Source organism: Kribbella sp. NBC_00709, from assembly GCF_036226565.1.
Lineage (GTDB): Bacteria > Actinomycetota > Actinomycetes > Propionibacteriales > Kribbellaceae > Kribbella.
This window is the reverse complement of record NZ_CP108996.1, coordinates 6,731,317-6,749,986: the sequence shown is the minus strand read 5'-3', so window position 1 is coordinate 6,749,986 and position 18,670 is coordinate 6,731,317. Positions and strand designations below refer to the sequence as shown.

The 18,670-nt window shown below is 69.4% G+C and carries 18 protein-coding genes; 11 read left to right on the top strand and 7 right to left on the bottom strand.

The features are described 5' to 3' along the window. Positions 1-50 precede the first annotated feature (50 nt). Both OHA18_RS32980 and OHA18_RS32975 read left to right on the top strand, forming a co-directional pair. Entirely contained in the window at positions 51-1,151 is a 1,101-nt protein-coding gene (locus tag OHA18_RS32980; protein WP_328999252.1) for a flavin-containing monooxygenase, read from the top strand. 99 nt (positions 1,152-1,250) lie between these two features. After that, complete coding sequence (locus OHA18_RS32975; protein WP_329006180.1) at positions 1,251-2,075, top strand: helix-turn-helix domain-containing protein; 825 nt, start codon at positions 1,251-1,253, stop codon at positions 2,073-2,075. A gap of 66 nt (positions 2,076-2,141) precedes the next feature. Here the strand turns inward: OHA18_RS32975 and OHA18_RS32970 are convergent, their stop codons facing one another. Together OHA18_RS32970 and OHA18_RS32965 are read right to left on the bottom strand one after the other, a co-directional pair. Then, positions 2,142-2,519 (bottom strand): organic hydroperoxide resistance protein, encoded by a 378-nt coding sequence (locus tag OHA18_RS32970; RefSeq protein WP_328999251.1) that lies wholly within the window; start codon positions 2,517-2,519, stop codon positions 2,142-2,144. Between the two features lie 12 nt (positions 2,520-2,531). Next, positions 2,532-3,485, bottom strand: coding sequence for a quinone oxidoreductase family protein (locus OHA18_RS32965; protein WP_328999250.1), 954 nt, complete (start codon positions 3,483-3,485; stop codon positions 2,532-2,534). Positions 3,486-3,535: 50 nt separating this feature from the next. Between OHA18_RS32965 and OHA18_RS32960 the strand changes: the two genes are divergently transcribed. After that, positions 3,536-4,186, top strand: a complete 651-nt coding sequence (locus OHA18_RS32960) for a TetR/AcrR family transcriptional regulator (RefSeq protein WP_328999249.1) — start codon at positions 3,536-3,538, stop codon at positions 4,184-4,186. Here OHA18_RS32960 and OHA18_RS32955 read toward each other — a convergent pair. The 4 genes from OHA18_RS32955 to OHA18_RS32940 form a co-directional block, all read right to left on the bottom strand. Further along, positions 4,170-4,916, bottom strand: a complete 747-nt coding sequence (locus OHA18_RS32955; protein WP_328999248.1) for a sulfite exporter TauE/SafE family protein — start codon at positions 4,914-4,916, stop codon at positions 4,170-4,172. The genes OHA18_RS32960 and OHA18_RS32955 overlap by 17 nt on opposite strands. 165 nt (positions 4,917-5,081) lie before the next feature. Further along, positions 5,082-6,233 carry an SPFH domain-containing protein gene (locus OHA18_RS32950; protein WP_328999247.1) on the bottom strand — a complete coding sequence of 384 codons (1,152 nt, stop codon included), beginning with the start codon at positions 6,231-6,233 and terminating at the stop codon, positions 5,082-5,084. Between the two features lie 168 nt (positions 6,234-6,401). Beyond that, positions 6,402-6,929 (bottom strand): NfeD family protein, encoded by a 528-nt coding sequence (locus OHA18_RS32945; protein WP_328999246.1) that lies wholly within the window; start codon positions 6,927-6,929, stop codon positions 6,402-6,404. A 72-nt stretch (positions 6,930-7,001) separates the two neighbouring features. Continuing rightward, a complete protein-coding gene (locus tag OHA18_RS32940; protein ID WP_328999245.1) occupies positions 7,002-7,784 on the bottom strand; it encodes an ABC transporter ATP-binding protein in 783 nt (260 codons plus the stop codon). A gap of 61 nt (positions 7,785-7,845) precedes the next feature. Between OHA18_RS32940 and OHA18_RS32935 the strand changes: the two genes are divergently transcribed. From OHA18_RS32935 to OHA18_RS32920, 4 genes are read left to right on the top strand one after another with little or no spacing between them, the layout of a single operon-like run. After that, entirely contained in the window at positions 7,846-8,580 is a 735-nt protein-coding gene (locus OHA18_RS32935; RefSeq protein ID WP_328999244.1) for a hypothetical protein, read from the top strand. Positions 8,581-8,633: 53 nt separating this feature from the next. Then, positions 8,634-9,857 carry a phosphoserine phosphatase SerB gene (serB, locus tag OHA18_RS32930; protein ID WP_328999243.1) on the top strand — a complete coding sequence of 408 codons (1,224 nt, stop codon included), beginning with the start codon at positions 8,634-8,636 and terminating at the stop codon, positions 9,855-9,857. 57 nt (positions 9,858-9,914) lie between these two features. Then, a complete protein-coding gene (locus tag OHA18_RS32925) occupies positions 9,915-10,787 on the top strand; it encodes a GNAT family N-acetyltransferase (protein ID WP_328999242.1) in 873 nt (290 codons plus the stop codon). Between the two features lie 43 nt (positions 10,788-10,830). Beyond that, on the top strand, positions 10,831-12,189 hold the full coding sequence (locus OHA18_RS32920) for a glycoside hydrolase family 16 protein (RefSeq protein WP_328999241.1): 1,359 nt from the start codon (positions 10,831-10,833) through the stop codon (positions 12,187-12,189). 95 nt (positions 12,190-12,284) lie between these two features. On the opposite strand, the gene OHA18_RS32915 is transcribed toward OHA18_RS32920, so the two are convergent. After that, the gene (locus OHA18_RS32915; RefSeq protein ID WP_328999240.1) at positions 12,285-13,103 is read right to left on the bottom strand and encodes a hypothetical protein; all 819 of its coding nucleotides are present in this window, start codon (positions 13,101-13,103) and stop codon (positions 12,285-12,287) included. Between the two features lie 399 nt (positions 13,104-13,502). Here OHA18_RS32915 and OHA18_RS32910 point away from each other — a divergent pair, with 399 nt between their 5' ends. The 4 genes from OHA18_RS32910 to OHA18_RS32895 all read left to right on the top strand — a co-directional run bounded on the left by OHA18_RS32910 (position 13,503) and on the right by OHA18_RS32895 (position 18,670). Next, the gene (locus OHA18_RS32910) at positions 13,503-14,561 is read left to right on the top strand and encodes a cyanophycinase (RefSeq protein WP_328999239.1); all 1,059 of its coding nucleotides are present in this window, start codon (positions 13,503-13,505) and stop codon (positions 14,559-14,561) included. Then, complete coding sequence (gene cphA / locus OHA18_RS32905) at positions 14,558-17,353, top strand: cyanophycin synthetase (protein ID WP_328999238.1); 2,796 nt, start codon at positions 14,558-14,560, stop codon at positions 17,351-17,353. Before OHA18_RS32910 ends, cphA begins: the two co-directional genes overlap by 4 nt. A 64-nt stretch (positions 17,354-17,417) precedes the next feature. After that, complete coding sequence (locus tag OHA18_RS32900) at positions 17,418-17,924, top strand: SigE family RNA polymerase sigma factor (protein ID WP_328999237.1); 507 nt, start codon at positions 17,418-17,420, stop codon at positions 17,922-17,924. Next, the gene (locus OHA18_RS32895; protein WP_328999236.1) at positions 17,924-18,670 is read left to right on the top strand and encodes a hypothetical protein; all 747 of its coding nucleotides are present in this window, start codon (positions 17,924-17,926) and stop codon (positions 18,668-18,670) included. The genes OHA18_RS32900 and OHA18_RS32895 overlap by 1 nt, the downstream gene beginning before the upstream one ends.

The following is an 18,670-nucleotide window of genomic DNA, read 5'->3' as shown; positions in this document are numbered from 1 at the left end:
TTGGCGTGGTTGGAGGATGTGCTCTCTGGTTGCACCGCTACCGTGAACTCATGGACAGGGTCGGGACTGTGGTGGTCGGGGCGGGGCTGGCGATGGGGTATTACCTGCGGCGGCGCGGCGACGACTTCGTCGTACTCGATGGCAACGACCGCGTGGGTGACTGCTGGCGGGAGCGGTACGACTCGCTGCGGCTCTTCAGCCTGCCGCGATACGCGAGCCTTCCCGGGCTGCGCATCGGCACCCGGGACTGCCCGAACCGCGACGAGATGGCCGACTACCTGGAGCAGTACGCCGTCCATCACGAGCTGCCGGTGCGGACCGGCGTACGCGTGACGCGGTTGTCGCGGGACGGCGACGGGTTCGTGGTGGAGACGAGCGCCGGCGACTGGCGGGCCGACCAGGTCGTGGTGGCGGCGGGGATGCACAGCACGCCCCGGTGGCCGTCGTTCGCCGACGACCTCGATCCATCCATCCGGCAGCTGCACTCGCTGGAGTACCGGAACCCTGAGCAACTCGCGGACGGGACCGTGCTGATCGTTGGTGCGGCCAACTCTGGCACCGACGTCGCGCTGGACGCGGTCAAGACCCACCGCACGCTACTCGCCGGACGGCATCCGGGGCAGGTGCCCGTCGACATCGACTCGACCATCGGGCACGTGTTCACGCCGGTGGTGATGTTCCTGTTCAAGTACGTTCTCACCCGCCGTACGCCGATGGGCCGCAAGGCGATCGCCAACGCCGTGAAGAACGGGCTGCCGCTGACCCGGAACAAGCTCGACCACCTCGACGCGGCCGGCATCGAACGGCTCGGCCGGATCGAGGGCACCCGCGACGGCCGTCCCGTCACCGCTGACGGCCGGGTCCTCGACGACGTCACGACCGTGGTGTGGTGCACCGGATCCGACCCGGACCACAGCTGGATCGATCTGCCCGTGTTCGGCGACGACGGACGGCCGCGGCACGAGCGCGGCGTGTCGGCCGACGTACCGGGTCTGTACTTCCTCGGGCTCGATTTCCAGTACGCGATCGCCTCGGCCAGCATCCAGGGCGTGGACCGCGATGCTCGCGTCCTGATCAGATATCTGGCCCAACACGCCGCGCATCTCAGCCGGCGGAGCGCCGATCCGACGATACCCGTGGACAGGCGGTAGCATCACGGGCTGAAATGGGTGCGTGGCTGGGCGTGGGTCAGGGTGAGTGATCAGGTGTCGGTGAGCGGCGGCGAAGGCGGGCCGACCGCTCTTCGGATCATGCTCGGCGGTCAGTTGCGCCGGATGCGCGAGGGCGCCGGGATCAGCCGCGCCGACGCGGGCTGGCAGATCCGCGCCTCGGAGTCCAAGGTCAGCCGGATGGAGCTCGGCCGGGTCGGGTTCAAGGAACGCGACGTCAGCGACCTGCTCGAGCTGTACGGGATGGCCGACGAGGACGAGCGGGTCCGGCTGATGGAGCTGGCCAAGGCCGCGAACAACCCGGGCTGGTGGTCCCGGTACAGCGACGTGATGCCGAGCTGGTTCACCAACTACGTCGGTCTCGAGGTCGCCGCGGCGCTGATCCGGACCTATGAGGTGATGTTCGTCCCCGGCCTGCTGCAGACCGAGGAGTACGCGCGGGCGATGGTCCAGCTCGGCAAGTCGACGTTCCTGCCGCACCGGGAGGTCGACCATCGGGTGGAGCTCCGGGTGACCCGGCAGCAGATCCTCACCCGGGCGAACCCGGCCCGCCTCTGGGTGGTCATCGACGAGTCGGTGCTGCACCGGCCGGTCGGCGGCGACAAAGTGCTGCGGGCCCAGATCGAGCACCTGATCATGTGGTCGCAGCAGCCGAACATCACCCTGCAGGTGATGCCGTTCAGCAGTGTCGGCTACGCCGGTGCGGGCGGCGCGTTCAGTCTGCTGCGGTTCCCGGAGGGCGATCTGCCCGACATCGTCTACATCGAGCACGCGGCCAGCGCGCTGTACCTGGACAAGCTCGACGAGGTCGACGAGTACGTCGCGATCATGGAAGGGCTGACCATCTCGGCGGCCCCGGTGTCCGCGACCGAGGGCCTCCTGAAAGAGGCCCTCGCGCGGATCTGACCCAGCGGCGGCTCAGGCGACCTTGAGGTCGACCTGGATGTTGCCGCGGGTGGCGTTGGAGTACGGTCAGACCTCGTGCGCCTTGGCGACGAGCTCCTCGGCGACCGCGGTGTCGACTCCCGGCAGGCTGACCACGAGCTCGACCTGCAGGCCGAAACCGGCGCCACCGTTGATCGGGCCGATGCCCACCTCGGCGGTGACGGTCGAGCCGTCGGAGTCCTGGCGGGCCTTACGGGCGACGAGCTTGAGCGCGCTGTGGAAGCAGGCCGCATACCCGGCCGCGAACAGCTGCTCCGGGTTCGTGCCGTTGCCGTTGCCACCCATCTCGACCGGCGGCGCGACCGTGACGGCGAGCTTGCCGTCGTCGGTGGCCACCTTGCCGTCCCGGCCGCCGTCGGCGGTGGCGCGGGCGGTGTACAGAACCTTCTCAACAGCGATCGTCATATCTGGTTTCTCCTAGCGAGTGGGGTCGAGCAGGAGCTTGCCCACAGTCTTGCGGGCGCGCATGTCTTCGTGAGCGGTGGCGACCTCGGACAGGCCGTACTCACCGCCGACGATCGGGCGGAGCTTGCCGGCCGCGGTCAGGTCGAACAGCTCAGCCAGCGGACCGCTGAGCAGCTGCGGGTTGGCGAAGCAGTCGGCCAGCCAGAAGCCGGCGATGGTCTTCGAGCCCTTCATCAGCCGGCTCGGGTCGATCGGCGCGGCTGACTGTCGCGACGCCGCACCGAAGGTGACCAGGCGGCCGAAGCGCGCCAGCGCGTCGAACGACTCGTCGAACGTCGGGCCGCCGACCATCTCGAGCACGATGTCGACGGACTTCCCGCCGTTCGCCTCGAGGATGCGGTCCTTCAGGCCTTCCGGCGTACCGTCGATGGCCGCGTCGGCACCCAGCTCGAGGACCTGCTTGCGCTTCTCCTCGGTGGAGGCGGTCGCGATCACGCGGCCGGCGCCCCAGAGCTTGGCGAGCTGGACGGCGAGTGAGCCGACACCGCCGGCGCCGGCGTGCACGAGGACCGACTCCCCCGGCTGCAGGTGGGTGGAGGTCTTCAGCAGGTGCCACGCAGTGGTGCCCTGCAGCACGAGCGCCAGCGCGTCGCCGTCGCTGACACCTTCCGGGACATCCCAGGCGTACGGCGCGTGGGCGACGGCCTGCTCGGCATAACCGCCGGACCCGACGAGAGCGACCACCCGACGGCCGTCCGCCGTCTGCCCGACGACCTCGCCGCCCGGGATCAGCGGAAGCTCGGTCTTGGAGAGGTAGCTGTTCTCGACCTGGTGCGTGTCCGCGTAGTTGATGCCCGCGCGGTCGACCGTGATCAGGACCTGCCCCTCACCGGCGACCGGTGCCGGGACGTCGCTGACCTTGAGGACCTCGGGTCCGCCGAACTCGGTGATCTGAATGGCTCGCATACACCGTACTATACACTGTACGTTAGGAACCTCGAAGGGAGGTGGGTCACATGCCCAGGACGCCGCGGAACACCCTGAGCGCGGACCTGATCGTGCGGACGGCGCTCGAGCTGATGGAGGCCAAGGGCACGGACGCGTTCAGCCTGCGTGGAGTCGCCGCCGAGCTCGGCGTCGGCCCGATGGCGCTCTACACCTACTTCCGGAACAAGGACGATCTGTACGACGCCGTCCGCGATCACCTGATGGGCCTGCTGCCCGCCGTACCGCTGGACGCGCCGTGGCCGGACCAGGTGCGGGCGGTGTGCCGTTCGCTGCGGCTGCTGATGCTGCAGCATCCTTGCCTTGCGCAACTACTCGCCGGGCGGCCGTTGAGCGGGCACGAGACCGTGCGGGTCGCCGAGGGGTTGCTCGGCGTACTGCGGGCCGCCGGTTTCGATCCGGAGACGGCGGCGCGGACGCACACGACCCTGTTCACCTACGTGCTCGGCTCGACCTCGTGGGAGATCCAGATGGCGGCCGAGCGCCGCGACCCGGAGGCCTGGCGGCGGCTGCGGGCGTCGATGGAGTCGCTGTCGGCGCGGGAGTTCCCGTCGGTCGTCGAGCTGGCGCCGGAGCTGGCTCGAACGACAGGCGGCGACGAGCAGTTCGACTACGGCCTGGATCTACTGCTGGCGGGGTTGCAGCTCAGAACACCATCGTGACGATGGCGAGGATGCCGATGCAGACGATCAGTCCGCGGAGGGCGATCGGCGGGAGTTTGCGGCCGTAGCGGGCGCCGATGAAACCGCCGATTGTCGATCCGACCGCGATCAGACCGGCCGCGAGCCAGTCGATGTCGTGCACGATGATGAACAGGATCGCGGACGCGGTGTTCACGACCGTGGCCAGCACGTTCTTCAGGCCGTTCATCCGCTGCAGGTTCGAGTCCAGGCCGAGGCCGAGGATCGCCATCAGCAGCACGCCCTGCGCGGCGCCGAAGTACCCGCCGTACACACCGGTGGCGAAGACGGCCGGGATCACCCACCAGGCCCCGCGGTGCAGGTGCGACGGGGCACTGATCCACTTCGACAGCCACGGCTGGAACGCGACCAGCAGACAGCCGAGCAGGATCAGCACCGGTACGACGGCGTGGAACGCGGAATCGGGCAGGGTCAGCAGTAGCACTCCCCCGACGATGCCGCCGGCCAGCGATGCCGGGATCAGTCGCAGCATGCGGCCGCGCTGGCCCTCGAGCTCGCGGCGGTAGCCGATCGCGCCAGCTGCGGTGCCCGGCGCCAGACCGACAGTGTTGCTGACGTTCGCCAGCACCGGTGGGATGCCGACGGCAAGCAACGCCGGGAAGGTGAGCAGCGTGCCCGACCCCACCACGGCGTTGATCGTGCCCGCGCCCATCCCCGCCAGCAGGACGAACACTGCTTCGTACCATGTCATCGCTGCCTGACTTTACGCACCCGATCGCGGTTCCCGCTCACCAGTCCGCACATTGAGCAGACAGTATGCGATCGACTGGTCGTCAATCGACAGCCGTTCGACAGCCCCGGACAGCACGAGGCCTCCCCGGCGGACCGGGGAGGCCTCGTGCGAACGACGTACAGCTCAGCGCTGCGGCGGCTCTGCCGCCGGAGGCTCCTGGGAGGGAGCCGGCGGCGGGACCGCGGACGGCGTTGTCGGGATCTGGCCCCGGTTGCCCACCGCGGCGTTCTCGGCGGCGGCGATCGCTTCGCGGACCGCGTTGTCGGCCTCGGCGACCGCGGCCGGCGCGGCCGCGGACGAGTCGAGCTCCGGCACCTCGCCGTTGGACAGCTCCGGCGCGTGCCAGTCGCCCTCGGCCTTCTGCGTGATGCCGGCCACCTGGCCGACCGCACTGCCGAGACCCTTGAGCGCGTCGCCGATCTCGCTCGGCACGATCCAGAGCTTGTTCGCGTCGCCCTGAGCGATCGACGGCAGCATCTGCAGGTACTGGTACGCGAGCAGACCCTGGTCCGGCTTGCCGGCGTGGATCGCGTTGAAGACCGTGGTGATGGCCTGCGCCTCACCCTGCGCCTTCAGGATCCGCGCCTGCCGCTCGGCCTCGGCCCGGAGGATGCGGGACTGCTTGTCACCTTCGGCGGTGAGGATCGCGGACTGCTTCTGGCCCTCGGCGGACAGAACCGCCGACTGCCGCATACCTTCCGCGGTGAGGATCGCGGCGCGCTTGTCCCGGTCGGCGCGCATCTGCTTCTCCATCGAGTCCTGGATCGACGGCGGCGGATCGATCGAGCGCAGCTCGACCCGGTTGACCCGGATGCCCCACTTGCCGGTCGCCTCGTCCAGCACGTACCGGAGCTTCTCGTTGATCTCTTCACGAGACGTCAGCGTCTGCTCCAGGTCCATGCCACCGATGATGTTTCGCAGCGTGGTCATGGTCAGCTGCTCGATGGCCTGGATGTAGTTCGAGATTTCGTACGTCGCCCGGACCGGGTCGTTCACCTGGAAGTAGATGACGGAGTCGATCGACACCATCAGGTTGTCCTCGGTGATGACACCCTGCGGCGGGAACGCGACCACCTGCTCGCGCATGTCGATGGTGTAGCGGACCTTGTCGACGAACGGCGTCAACAGGTTCAGGCCCGGCTGCAGACCGGTCTTGAACTTGCCGAACCGCTCGACGATCCCGACGGTCTGCTGCTGCACCACCCGGACGGACTTGACCAAGGTCACGATCACCACTAAGGCGACCAGTGCCAGGACTATGAGGAACGCGGTCACTTTGACCCTCCACTCGAACGGACCCTCAGGACGGACAGTCTTTCGTATCGACGGGGCAGACGCCGTACCGGTTCCCGGCGCGTCGGATGCCTGATCGAGTAGCTACTTCAACCGTCCCTCACTTCGACACTACTGCGCCGAGGGGACCACTCAACCGCTGATCGGGCTTCAGCTCTTGGGCGGGTCGGTCGGCTTGGGGTCCTGGGTCGGTTCGGGCATGTCCAGCTCGTGGTGCAGCGGCTCGCCGACCGGGTACACGACCGCGGTCGCGCCGTCGATCATCATCACCTCGACGCGCGTACCCGGCGCGATCGTCGACACCTCGTCGTACGGCCGGGCGGTCCAGAGCTCGCCGCCGATCCGGATCGAGCCACCGCCGTCGGGGTGGATCTCCTTCACCACGGTCCCGGTCCGGCCGATGACGTGCGCGGAGCCGGTCTTCAGCTCCTGGCCGTGATGGATCTTGCGGACGATCATCGGCCGGATCGCGCCCAGCATCGCGGCCGCGGTGATCAGGCCGACGACGATCTGCAGCCAGAGCAGTCCCGGGAAGAACGCCGCGACGCCCGCGGCGGTGAGCGCGCCGGCGGCCAGCATCAGCAGGGTGAAGTCCAGCGAGGCCAGCTCAGCCAGGCCGAGGACGGCGGCGATCGTCAGCCACGCCGCCCACATGTTGTCCCGCAGCCAATCCATCATTTCCCAAGCCTATCCACGTCGGGGCTTGCAAGCAGATGTTTGGACGCGTCTGGTGCCCTAAAGGATCCTGCTTCAGAGGGCGCGGGCGGTGTAGCGGCCGTCTTCCTGCTTCAAGGTGAGGGCCAGGTCGAAGGTGTCGCTGAGGGTTTCGGCGGTCAGGGCCTCGTCCATCGGGCCGGCCGCGACGACGCGGCCCTGCTTGAGGAGGAGGGCGTGGGTGAAGCCGGGTGGGATCTCCTCGACGTGGTGCGTGACCAGGACCATCGCGGGGGCTCCGACGGCGGTCGCGATCGCGCTGAGCGAGCGGACCAGCTGTTCGCGACCCGTAAGGTCGAGGCCGGCCGCGGGCTCGTCCATCAGCATCAGTTCGGGGTCGGTCATCAGCGCGCGGGCGATCTGCACCCGCTTCCGCTCCCCCTCGGACAGCGTCCCGAACGTCCGGTCCGCGAGGTGCCCGATCCCGAGCTCGGCCAGCAGTGCGCCGGCGCGTTGGTGGTCCAGGTCGTCGTACTGCTCGATCCATCGGCCGAGCACGGCGTACGACGCGGAGACGACCACGTCGGAGACCCGCTCGCTCTTGGGCAGCCGGTCGGCCAATGCGGCACTGGTCAGTCCGATCCGCGGCCGCAGCTCGAAGACGTCGACGGCGCCGAGCACCTCGCCGAGCAGGCCGGCGACACCGGACGTCGGGTGCAGCTGGGCGGCGAGGATCTGCAGCAGGGTCGTCTTGCCGGCGCCGTTCGGACCGATCACCACCCACCGGTCGGCCTCGTCGATCGTCCAGTCGATCCCGTCGAGCAGCCGCGCGTCACCACGGACGATCGTCACCCCGGCCAGCTCCACCACTGCAGTCATGCTCAAAACTTAAGGGGTCGCCGTCCCGCGCGTGTGGTCGGGTGGTGAGAGACTTGCGGGCGTGCTGACGACCTCCGCCTCGGTACGGTTCACCGTTTGGACGAACGCGATGCTGACCGGCGCCTGCGATCCCGACACCGCTGCCCAGAAGATCCTCGGCGACGACGTCGGTCACCACGTCGCGGGCCTGGCCGGCCACCCGGAGCCGGCCACGCTCCCGGTCGCGCTGAACCTGCTGCGCGCCGCCGGTACGACGCAGGCGCACCTCGCGCTGCCCGTCCCGGGTGACCCGATCGGTCTGGCCGGCCCGCCCTCGTTCAACGAGGCGGCGTTGGAGACCGGCGAGGCCGTCGTACTGACGGGGCCCGAGCTCGGACTGGTTCCGTCGTACGTCGGACCGGCCGTGCAATGGTCCGTGCTGCCGGCCGCGAGCCCGGCGCCGGCGGACCTGGGCGAGGCGGACCGCGGTCTGCGGCTGGCGCTGATCGACGCGGCCGAGTCCCTGGCCGCGCTCGATGTCGCGCGGTGGAAGCCCGAGGTCGCCGATGCCCTGATCGACATCCGGAAGATCGGCCGCGGAGATGGTGACGTCCTTGCTCCGGGCTACGAGCCGCGTGCCGTCAAGACCGCGGCGACGGCCCGGCGCTGCCTTGCGATCGCTGACGCGGCGCTCGAGGACGACGGCGCCGCAGTGACCGGCGCCGAGGCCGACGCTCGCCGGCGGGCGCTGCTCGATCTCGCCGGCGCGGCCCGGCGGGCGCTGGTGGCGGCGTGCGCGCCGCCCGTTCATGCCTGAGATCTGGACCGGCCAGTGGACGGTCATCTCATTTGGGTAGCGTTCGGGGTGCGATGACTGATCCCAGTGAGGTTGAGGCTGACACTGCGGCGGCCGAGCGGCCGACGCTCCTGGTGACGTTGACGGGGACCGACCGGCCGGGACTGACCTCCGCCGTACTGTCCACGCTCGCGACCCGCGGGCTGGAGGTGATCGACGCCGAGCAGGTCGTCCTGCGAGGGCGGCTGGTGCTCGGCGTACTGCTGTCCGCGCCGCGTGACCACAAGGACCTGAAGGACGAGCTGAAGGCGCTCGCGAGCGTCCTCGACGTCGACATCTCGGTGAAGAAGGGTGTCGGCGACAACGAGCCCCGGCGCAAGGGCCGCAGCCAGGTGACGGTGATCGGGTACCCGCTGTCCGCCGCCGGGCTGGCCGCGATCGCGGGACGGATCGCCGACACCGGCGCGAACATCGACCGGATCAGCCGGATGGCGCGGTACCCGGTCACCGCGATGGAGTTCGCTGTCTCCGGCGCGGATCCGGAGCGGCTACGGACCGTCCTCGCGCTGGAGGGGGTCCGGCAAGGGCTCGACGTCGCGGTCCAGGACGGCGGGCTGTACCGGCGGGCCAAGCGGCTGATCGTGATGGACGTCGACTCGACGCTGATCCAGGGCGAGGTCATCGAGATGCTCGCCGCACACGCCGGCCGGCTGCCGGAGGTCGCCGCCGTCACCGAGCAGGCGATGCGCGGTGAGCTGGACTTCGCCGAATCGCTCCGGCACCGGGTCGCAGCGCTCAAGGGTCTCCCGGCGACCGCGCTCGACGAGGTGTACGCCGCGATCGAGCTGGCACCGGGAGCGCGAACTCTGGTCCGCACGTTGAAGCGGCTCGGCTACCAGTTCGCGATCGTCAGCGGCGGCTTCAGTCAGATCACCGACAAGCTGGCCGCCGAGCTGGGCATCGACTACGCCAAGGCGAACGAGCTCGAGATCGTCGACGGCGTACTCACCGGCCGCGTCGTCGGCGAGATCGTGGACCGCCCGGGCAAGGCGAGCGCGCTGCGCGAGTTCGCCAAACGCTCCGGCACCCCGCTGACCCAGACCGTGGCCATCGGCGACGGCGCCAACGACCTCGACATGCTCGCCGCCGCGGGCCTCGGCGTCGCGTTCAACGCCAAACCCGTCGTCCGCGCCGCGGCCGACACCCACCTGAGCGTTCCGTACCTCGACACGATCCTCTACCTCCTCGGCATCACCCGGGAAGAGGTAGAAGCCGCGGACGCCAACACTCCGGCCTGATCGCAACAAGCTGCAATCTTCGGCTCCGGACCGACCGGAATGCGGCAGGATCGGGCCATGGAGTTCTCGACCCGGCCCGCGATCCTTGCCGACGCGCCGGCGATCCACCAGTTGATCGCCGCCGCCGAGCAGGCTCTGCACGGGCAGGTGGAAGCAGTTCCGGACGCGGTCGCCGCAGACCTCCGGCGGCCGCTGATCCAGCTCGACCTCGACACCCGCGTCGCCGAAGCGCCGAACGGCGACCTGGCCGGCTGGGCCTGGGTCCACGGCGGCAGGCACGCGAAGATCGACGTACATCCGTCGTACGCCGGTCGCGGCCTCGGGACGCAGCTGCTCGACTGGGCCGAGGCGCGGGCCTACGAGATCGGCACGGACTGGCTCGCCCAGATCGTCGACGACGCGGACCAGGCCGGCACCGAGTTGGTCCGGTCCCGCGGGTACGAGGTACTCGCGACCAACTGGCTGCTCGAACGTCCGCTCTCCCCGGAGCCGCCGGCAGTGCCGACCGGCATCCGCCTCGACGGCTACGACCCGGCTCGGGCTCACGACGTACATCAGCTGATCGAGCAGGCGTTCTCGGCATTCCAGCCGCGGGCGAAGTCGTTCGACGAGTGGGCCGAGCTGACGGTTGGGCGGTCGACGTTCCTGCCGGACGTGTCGACGCTCGCGTACGCCGGTGACGAGCTGGTCGGCGCGGTCATCGCGCTGGACGGCGAGGAGGGGTACGTCGAGCAGCTCGCCGTACGGGACGATCAACGGAACAAGGGCATCGCCCGGGCGATGCTCGACCGGACCTGCACCGAGTTCCTGACCCGCGGGCGACGTACCTGCATCCTCTGGACCCACTCCGGCACCGGCGCCCTGGCGATGTACGAACGCCTCGGCATGCGGGTACGCCGCAGTACGACGGTGTATCGAACGCAGCTGTGACGAGCTGTTGACACTGCGCCATGAGAGCGCTCCCATAGACGTCATGCGTACCCGCCCCTTTGTGATTGCGCTGCTGGCGCCTCTGCTGGCCGTCGTACCTCTCGCGTATGCGAGTGTGCCGCCTCCGACCGGCGGCTGGACGACGGTGTGGAGTGACGACTTCGACGGGCCGAACGGAAGTTTGCCGTCCGGCTCTAACTGGATCATCGACACCGGGCACGGTTACCCGGGCGGCCCGGGCAACTGGGGTACCGGCGAGATCCAGAACTACACCAACAGTCCGGACAACCTGTCCCTCGACGGCACCGGGAACCTGCGGATCACGCCGCGGCGTGACGGTGCCGGCAACTGGACCTCGGCCCGGATCGAGAGCCAACGCGCCGACTTCAAGCCGCCCGCAGGTGGGGTGCTGGCGATCCAGAGCCGGATCCAGATGCCCAACGTCACCGGCGACGCGGCGCTCGGCTACTGGCCCGCGTTCTGGGCGCTGGGAGCGCCGTACCGCGGTAACTACTGGAACTGGCCGGGGATCGGCGAGTTCGACATCATGGAGAACGTCAACGGGATCAACTCGGTCTGGGGCGTGCTGCACTGCGGCGTGAACCCGGGCGGCCCGTGCAACGAGACCACCGGGATCGGCGCGAACCGTGCCTGCCCGGGATCCTCCTGCCAGTCCGCGTTCCACACCTACCGGTTCGAGTGGGACACGTCGGTGGCGCCGAACCAGTTGCGCTGGTACGTCGACGGGCAGCAGTTCCACTCGGTCAGCCAGGGGCAGCTCCCAGCCGACACCTGGGCGAACATGACGTCCCACGCCGGGTACTTCGTCCTGCTGAACCTGGCGATCGGCGGGGCGTTCCCGGACGCGCTCAACGGCCCGACGCCGCGCGCCTCGACGGTGCCGGACCGTCCGATGGTCGTCGACTACGTGGCGGTTTCGTCGAAGGGCGGCGGTACGACGCCGCCCACCTCTCCCCCGCCGGGTGGCGGCGGCAGCGCCTACAGCACCCTGCAGGCCGAGTCGTTCCAGCAGCAGTCCGGCATGGGTACCGAGACCACCACCGACACCGGCGGCGGCCAGAACCTCATGCAGATCGGCAACGGCGACTGGGCCCTCTACCGCGGCATCGACTTCGGCAGTACACCCGCGACGCAGTTCGTCGCCCGCGTCGCCTCCGGTGCCGCGGGCGGGGTCAGCGGGCTGGTCGAAGTACGCCTGGACAGCCGCACCAACGCCCCACTCGGCAGCTTCGCGGTCGGCAACACCGGCGGCTGGCAATCCTGGCGAACAGTCCCCGCCAACATCTCCGCGATCACCGGCACCCACGACGTCTACATCACCTTCACCAGCGGCCAACCATCCGACTACGTCAACCTGAACTGGTTCACGTTCGGCCACTGACCGCCGTACCGCAGCGCCACTTTGAGAAGCCACCGACCACGAATGGACGCGAAGAATGGTTGGTGGCTTCTCAAAGTCGGGGTTGATGGGGTGGCTCAGGCGGCACGCAGCCAGTTGGTGAGGGATTCGGGGTCGGGGGCGCGCCAGCTCGGAGCGTCGCCTGGGCGGGCGGCGCCTCGTGCGAAAGCCGCGGTGAGACGGGCGATCAGATCGGAGCGGAGATCCAGGACGTCCTCCCAGCCGAAATGCACGAGCTCGACCGCGCGATCGCTCAGCCGCTGATCCCGCCGGTGGCTGCGGCGCAGCTGCCGACGCCGCTCCTCGGGGCTCTCGCCGTCGTACTTCGCAAGACCGTCGGCCTCGCCGATCGTCCGGAACTGCGGCCACCAGAAATCCACCCGTTCGAGCATCCATGCGGTGCCGTCCCAGAACTGGGCCTGGAGAACCGGAACGGGAAGACCCGCGACGGCGAAGCGCGCTCGAGCGATCGACTCGAGCACCGACTCCGACCTCGGATCGCCGAAGCCGATCGTGGTCCGCGCCCTGCGGATACCCGGCCATCGGACCTGACGTTCCATGACGCTTTCGAGGTCGGCGGCGGAGACACCGCTCCGCAGTGCGTGGTCGACTGTCACGATCGCCTCGCGGAAAGGCAGTTCGCGAGCGAGATCCACCACCGTCCTCGCCGTACCGGTGACCGGTAGCCACAAGTGCCGGGACACATCGGCCGGCTCCAGGGTTGCGCGTCGTACGACGATGTCCTGGCGGCGCTGATTCCGCTGTGCTGTAGGTGCTCTCGTCAGCCAGACGGCGTCGGCGGGAGGCGACGACGTACGCCGACTGTCCGTCCAGCTGCGCAGCCCCGCCAGCTGGATCGCACTGAAGTGACTGACAACCGAGCCGGGGTGCAGCATGTGCACACGCGATGCGCGCGAGATCCTCGTCGAGCCTGCCGTCGACGTAACGCCCGTGCATGCGCCGCAGAGCTTGCCTCCGCAGCAGCCGCCGCAGGTCGGCGTCTCGCAGGCCCGCGCTGAGCAACACCTGCCGCGCCTGCGGTGTCCGAACGAGCTCCAGCACCCGCTCGCGAACCTCGTCGATCAGCTTCTCCATCCCCTCACCATCCGCCATTCCCCCATCCCCCCGCTCCCCATTCCCCTCCGCCTGTGGACAACTCCCCTCGCGACACCCCGACTTTGAGAAGCCACCGACCACGAATCGGCGCGAAGAGTGGTTGGTGGCTTCTCAAAGTCGGGGTTGGTGGGTGTTGCCGCGGGGGCGGGTGGGGGTGGGGAGGCTCTATTGTTCGGCTTATGTCTGAACTGCAGGGTGGGCCTGGGGCCCTGTTCGCGATCGGTGGGGCCGAGGACAAGCTGAAGAAGCGGACGGTGTTGCAGGAGTTCGTGGAGGCGGCTGGTGGGTCCAAGGCGCGGATCGTGGTCGTGCCTACCGCGTCGGCGCTCGGGCCTGATGTCATCGACGTGTACCGGGCCCTGTTCGCGGCGCTCGGCGCCGAGAGTGTGGTCGGCGTCCGCCCGGAGAACCGGGAGGACGCCGACGACCCTGCCTTCATCTCGCCGCTGAACGACGCGACCGGGGTCTTCATGACCGGCGGCAACCAGCTCAAGCTCGCCGGCGTCGTCACCGGTACGGCGTTCGGCCGCGCGGTGACGGCTGCCCACGCCCGCGGTGCCGCCGTCGGTGGTACGTCGGCCGGCGCGAGCATCCTTGCCGAGCACATGATCGCGTTCGGCCGCTCCGGCGCCACCCCGCGGCAGCGGATGAGCCAGCTGTCCGGCGGCCTCGGCCTGGTCCAGGGCGCGATCGTCGACCAGCACTTCGCCCAGCGGAACCGGTACGGCCGGCTGCTGTCGCTCGTCGCCCAGTCCCCCGGCCTGCTCGGGATCGGCGTCGACGAGGACACCGCGGCGGTGTTCCGCGGCTCGCACCTGGAGGTCGTCGGCCGCGGCGCGGTGACGATCTTCGACGGCAGCCGGATCACGTCCAACGGGCACTACGCCGGCCGGTCCGAGCCGCTGCTGGCGTCCGGCGTCGTACTGCATGTGCTGCCGGCCACCGCGACGTTCGACCTGCAGGACCGGGTCCTGTTGTCGTTCGGCAAGCAGCCCCCGGCGACGGAGCTCGCCGAGATGGAGGCGGCCGAGGCGGATCTGCGCAAGCTGGCCAAGGAGATCGCGGCCGAGGGGGTGTCACCCAAGTACTACGCGGATCGCAAGCGGCGGGCGGGACGCCGTACCTCCAAGAAGTCTGCGGCTGCCGGTGAGTCCAGACCGGAGGCGACCGAGCCGATCACGGCCGGCGCCGACTCCGAACTCCCCGACCGCACGCAAGCAGACAACGGAAACACATGACCGAAACGCACGGCACCCCCGCTCCCGACCTGAAGATCATCGAGACCCGCGTCTACCGTGGCCCGAACGTCTGGAGCTACGACCCCGCGATCCACCTCGTGGTCGACCTGGGTTCGCTGGAGAACTTCCCGTCGAACACCATCCCCGGGTTCACGGAGCGACTGCTGGCCGACCTGCCCCGGCTCGATCAGCACCACTGCTCACGCGGCCGCCGGGGCGGATTCATCGAGCGGCTGGACGAGGGCACCTGGCTCGGGCACATCGCCGAGCACGTCGCGCTCCAGCTCCAGCAGGAAGCCGGCCACGACATGCGCCGCGGCAAGACGCGGCAGGTCAAGGGATCGCCGGGCATCTACAACATCGTCTACGCGTACGCCGACGAAGCGGTCGGCCTCGCCGCCGGCGACCTCGCCGTACGGTTCGTGAACAACCTGGTCCAGCCGGATCCGGCGTTCGACTTCACCACCGAGCTGGAGAAGTTCATCAAGCAGGCGGAGCGGACCGCGTTCGGCCCGTCGACGCAGGCGATCGTGGACGAGGCGGTGTCCCGCGACATCCCGTGGATCCGGCTGAACAAGGCCAGCCTGGTGCAGCTCGGCCAGGGCGTGCACGCGAAGCGGATCCGGGCCACGATGACGTCCGAGACCGGGTCGATCGCGGTCGACGTCGCCAGCGACAAGGATCTGACCACGCGCCTGCTCGCGTCGGCCGGTCTGCCGGTGCCGCGGTCGGAGTCGGTCCGCACGGTCGACGAAGCGGTCATGGTCGCGCATAAGATCGGGTACCCGGTCGTCTGCAAACCGCTGGACGGCAACCACGGCCGCGGCGTCTGCCTGAACCTGCAGAACGCGGACGAGTTGCGGGAGGCGTTCCCGATCGCGGCCGAGCAGTCCCGGCGCGGGTCCGTGATCGTGGAGAACTTCGTCACCGGCAAGGACTACCGCTGCCTGATCATCAACGGCCGGATGGAGGCGATCGCCGAACGCGTGCCCGCGCACGTGGTCGGCGACGGCGTCCACACCGTCGCCGAGCTGGTCGACATCACCAACGCCGATCCGCGCCGCGGCGTCGGTCACGAGAAGATCCTGACCCGGATCACGATCAACGCCGCCGCGCGGCAGCTCGTCCGCGACCAGGGCTTCGAGCTGGACGACGTACCGCCGGAGGACGTGATGGTGAAGCTGACGCTCACCGGCAACATGTCCACCGGTGGCATCTCGATCGACCGGACCTGGGAGGCGCACCCGGAGAACGTCGAGATCGCCGAGGAGGCGGCCCGGATGATCGGGCTCGACATCGCCGGCATCGACTTCATCTGCCCCGATATCACCCAGCCGGTGCGCGAGACCGGCGGCGCGATCTGCGAGGTGAACGCGGCGCCCGGGTTCCGGATGCACACGAACCCGACGATCGGCGAGCCGCAGTACATCGCGAAGCCGGTGGTGGACATGCTGTTCCCGCCGGGCGCGACCAGCCGGATCCCGATCGTCGCCGTGACCGGGACGAACGGCAAGACCACCACCGCGCGGATGATCAGCCACGTCTTCAAGGGGCTCGGCCGCAAGGTCGGAATGACCTCGACCGACGGCATCGTGATCGACGAGCGGCTGGTGATCCGCCAGGACGCGTCCGGGCCGAAGTCGGCGCGGATGGTGCTGCAGAACCCCCGGGTCGACTTCGCGGTGTTCGAGGTCGCGCGCGGCGGGATCCTCCGCGAGGGCCTCGGGTACGAGCGCAACGACGTGGCCGTGGTGCTGAACATCCAGCCCGATCACCTGGGGATGCGGGGCATCGACACGCTCGAGCAGCTCGCGGACGTGAAGGCTGTCCTGGTCGAGGCCGTGCCGCGGACCGGGTACGCCGTACTCAACGCCGACGACCCGTTGGTGCGGAAGATGCGCCGGAAGTGCTCCGGCCAGGTGGTGTGGTTCAGCATGGCCGAGCCGGGCAGCGAGGTCCGCGAGTACATCGAGGGGCACTGCCGGCGCGGTGGCCGCGCGGTGGTGCTGGAGCGGTCCGACCTGGGCGACATGATCGTGGTGAAGCACGGGCGGCGGACGATGCAGCTCGCCTGGACCCACTTGCTGCCGGCAACGTTCGGCGGGCGGGCGATGATGAACGTGCAGAACTCGATGGCGGCCGCGGCGGCGGCGTTCGCGGCCGGTGCGTCGCTGCACGACATCCGCCAGGGGTTGCGGACGTTCAGTACGTCGTACTACCTGTCGCCGGGGCGGTTGAACGAGATCGACGTGGACGGGCGGACCGTGATCGTCGACTACTGCCACAACGCGCCGGCGATGCAGATGCTCGGTGACTTCGTGGATCGTCTCGGCGAGAGCCTGACCGCGTCGTCCGAGCTGGGGCGGCCGTCCCGGATCGGCGTGATCGCGACCGCGGGCGACCGGCGCGACGACGACATCCGCGAACTGGGTCAGGTCGCGGCGCAGCACTTCGACGTGGTCATCGTCCGCGAGGATGCCCGGCTGCGCGGGCGGAAACGTGGTGAGTCGGCCGCGCTGATCGAGACCGGCGTGCGAGCCGCGATGGAACAGGGGGCGCGCTGCCGGCAGGTCGACATTGTGCTGGAGGAGCTGGACGCGGTCAAGCACGCGCTCAGTCGTTCGAACCGGGGCGATCTCGTGGTGCTTTGCGTGGACCAGCATCAGTCGGTGCTGGCCGAGCTCGAGTCGGTGTCACACCTCGCCCAGGCCGGCGCACGGTCGGGCGACGAGGGCGGCGACCCGGACTTCGTGCCGGTCGACGAGGAGAACACCGAAACCGAACCGGCCTAGGACACTCTTCCCGGCCGGCCTGTCACCTTGCGACGCTGTTCATCGCGTTGTAGAGGATGTGTCGATGACAGCCGAGGATGACTTCGACGAGTTCGTGCGGGCGCGGTGGACCGCCACCGCGCGGCTCGCCTACGCGCTCACCCTGGACCATCAGAAGGCCGAGGACCTGGCGCAGGACGCGTTCACCAAGCTCTGGTTCCACTGGCGGAAGCTGCGGGACGGGAATCCCGAGGCGTACCTGCGCAAGATCGTCGCCAACACCTTCCTGTCCGGTCGTCGCCGCCGCTGGCTGGGTGAGCGTCCGACGGACAGGCCACCGGAGACGGTCGTCGATCCGGCGACCGTCCAGGTGGACGAGCGCCTCGCCCTCCGCCAGGCGATGGCGCGGCTCAGTCCGCGCCAACGCGCAGCCGTCTACCTCCGGTACGCCGAGGACCTGTCCGAGCGCACCGTCGCCGACCTGCTCGGCTGCTCGGTCGGCGCCGTGAAGCAGCACACCCGCCGGGGCCTGGAAGCACTCCGGATCGACATCACGGACGACTTGGCCGACCTCACCGAAAGGGGGATCTGATGACTGACGATCTGAGAGGCAAACTCGCTCTCCTCACCGACGACCGCCCCGAACCCGCCGAACCCGCCGGCCCGATCCGGCTGCGGATCAAGCGCCGCCAGTTGCGTCGCCGTACCACGGCCGCGGCGGTGTGCGCGGCGGCCGCAACGGCAGCCGTCGTGGTGGGGAGCTCGGTCCTCGGCTCGATGAAGTCCGCCGAGCCCGGCGTCGCGACTCCCGCGACGAGCCCCACACCGCAGAGCCACCATGCCGACTTCAGGTACACCCCGCTTCCTGTGCCGTGGTCCGACGAGCCGGCGTTCACGACGCAGCCGGACTCGCTCAAATACGCGCCCGCCTTCTACGTGGCCAGCGGCAGCATCCCGAACGAGCGCTGGGCAGTCGCTTCCTACATCAACCCCGGCTGTCTGATCGTGACCGACGAGGGTCCGGCCAAGAGCTTCGGCGGCGCCCAGGGCTGCTTCAACGAGAGCTGGCAGCCCGACCAGCGATCGCAGTACAAGACCGTCCCGGCGGTGGTGCCGAACCTGTCCTCGCCCATGCACCTGACGATGGTCATGGGCGCAGTGTCCGCGGATGCCCGCAAGGTGCGCATCACCGCCGACGGTCAGACCTTCACCACCGACGCGGTCGGTACGCCGAACAGCAGCCGGCTCAGGTTCTTCGCGTTGGTGGTCGACGCGGCCGACATCACCGCCGTGACGCCACTGAATGCCGCCGGAGAGGTCGCCGCCGCTCCGCGGTGA

Coding starts and splice junctions, on each gene's coding strand:
- OHA18_RS32980 (WP_328999252.1), top strand. CDS start 51: ATGGACAGGGTCGGGACTGTGGTGGTCGGGGCGGGGCTGGCGATGGGG.
- OHA18_RS32975 (WP_329006180.1), top strand. CDS start 1,251: ATGCTCGGCGGTCAGTTGCGCCGGATGCGCGAGGGCGCCGGGATCAGC.
- OHA18_RS32970 (WP_328999251.1), bottom strand. CDS start 2,519: ATGACGATCGCTGTTGAGAAGGTTCTGTACACCGCCCGCGCCACCGCC.
- OHA18_RS32965 (WP_328999250.1), bottom strand. CDS start 3,485: ATGCGAGCCATTCAGATCACCGAGTTCGGCGGACCCGAGGTCCTCAAG.
- OHA18_RS32960 (WP_328999249.1), top strand. CDS start 3,536: ATGCCCAGGACGCCGCGGAACACCCTGAGCGCGGACCTGATCGTGCGG.
- OHA18_RS32955 (WP_328999248.1), bottom strand. CDS start 4,916: ATGACATGGTACGAAGCAGTGTTCGTCCTGCTGGCGGGGATGGGCGCG.
- OHA18_RS32945 (WP_328999246.1), bottom strand. CDS start 6,929: ATGATGGATTGGCTGCGGGACAACATGTGGGCGGCGTGGCTGACGATC.
- OHA18_RS32940 (WP_328999245.1), bottom strand. CDS start 7,784: ATGACTGCAGTGGTGGAGCTGGCCGGGGTGACGATCGTCCGTGGTGAC.
- serB (WP_328999243.1), top strand. CDS start 8,634: ATGACTGATCCCAGTGAGGTTGAGGCTGACACTGCGGCGGCCGAGCGG.
- OHA18_RS32925 (WP_328999242.1), top strand. CDS start 9,915: ATGGAGTTCTCGACCCGGCCCGCGATCCTTGCCGACGCGCCGGCGATC.
- OHA18_RS32920 (WP_328999241.1), top strand. CDS start 10,831: ATGCGTACCCGCCCCTTTGTGATTGCGCTGCTGGCGCCTCTGCTGGCC.
- OHA18_RS32915 (WP_328999240.1), bottom strand. CDS start 13,103: ATGCTGCACCCCGGCTCGGTTGTCAGTCACTTCAGTGCGATCCAGCTG.
- OHA18_RS32910 (WP_328999239.1), top strand. CDS start 13,503: ATGTCTGAACTGCAGGGTGGGCCTGGGGCCCTGTTCGCGATCGGTGGG.
- cphA (WP_328999238.1), top strand. CDS start 14,558: ATGACCGAAACGCACGGCACCCCCGCTCCCGACCTGAAGATCATCGAG.
- OHA18_RS32900 (WP_328999237.1), top strand. CDS start 17,418: ATGACAGCCGAGGATGACTTCGACGAGTTCGTGCGGGCGCGGTGGACC.
- OHA18_RS32895 (WP_328999236.1), top strand. CDS start 17,924: ATGACTGACGATCTGAGAGGCAAACTCGCTCTCCTCACCGACGACCGC.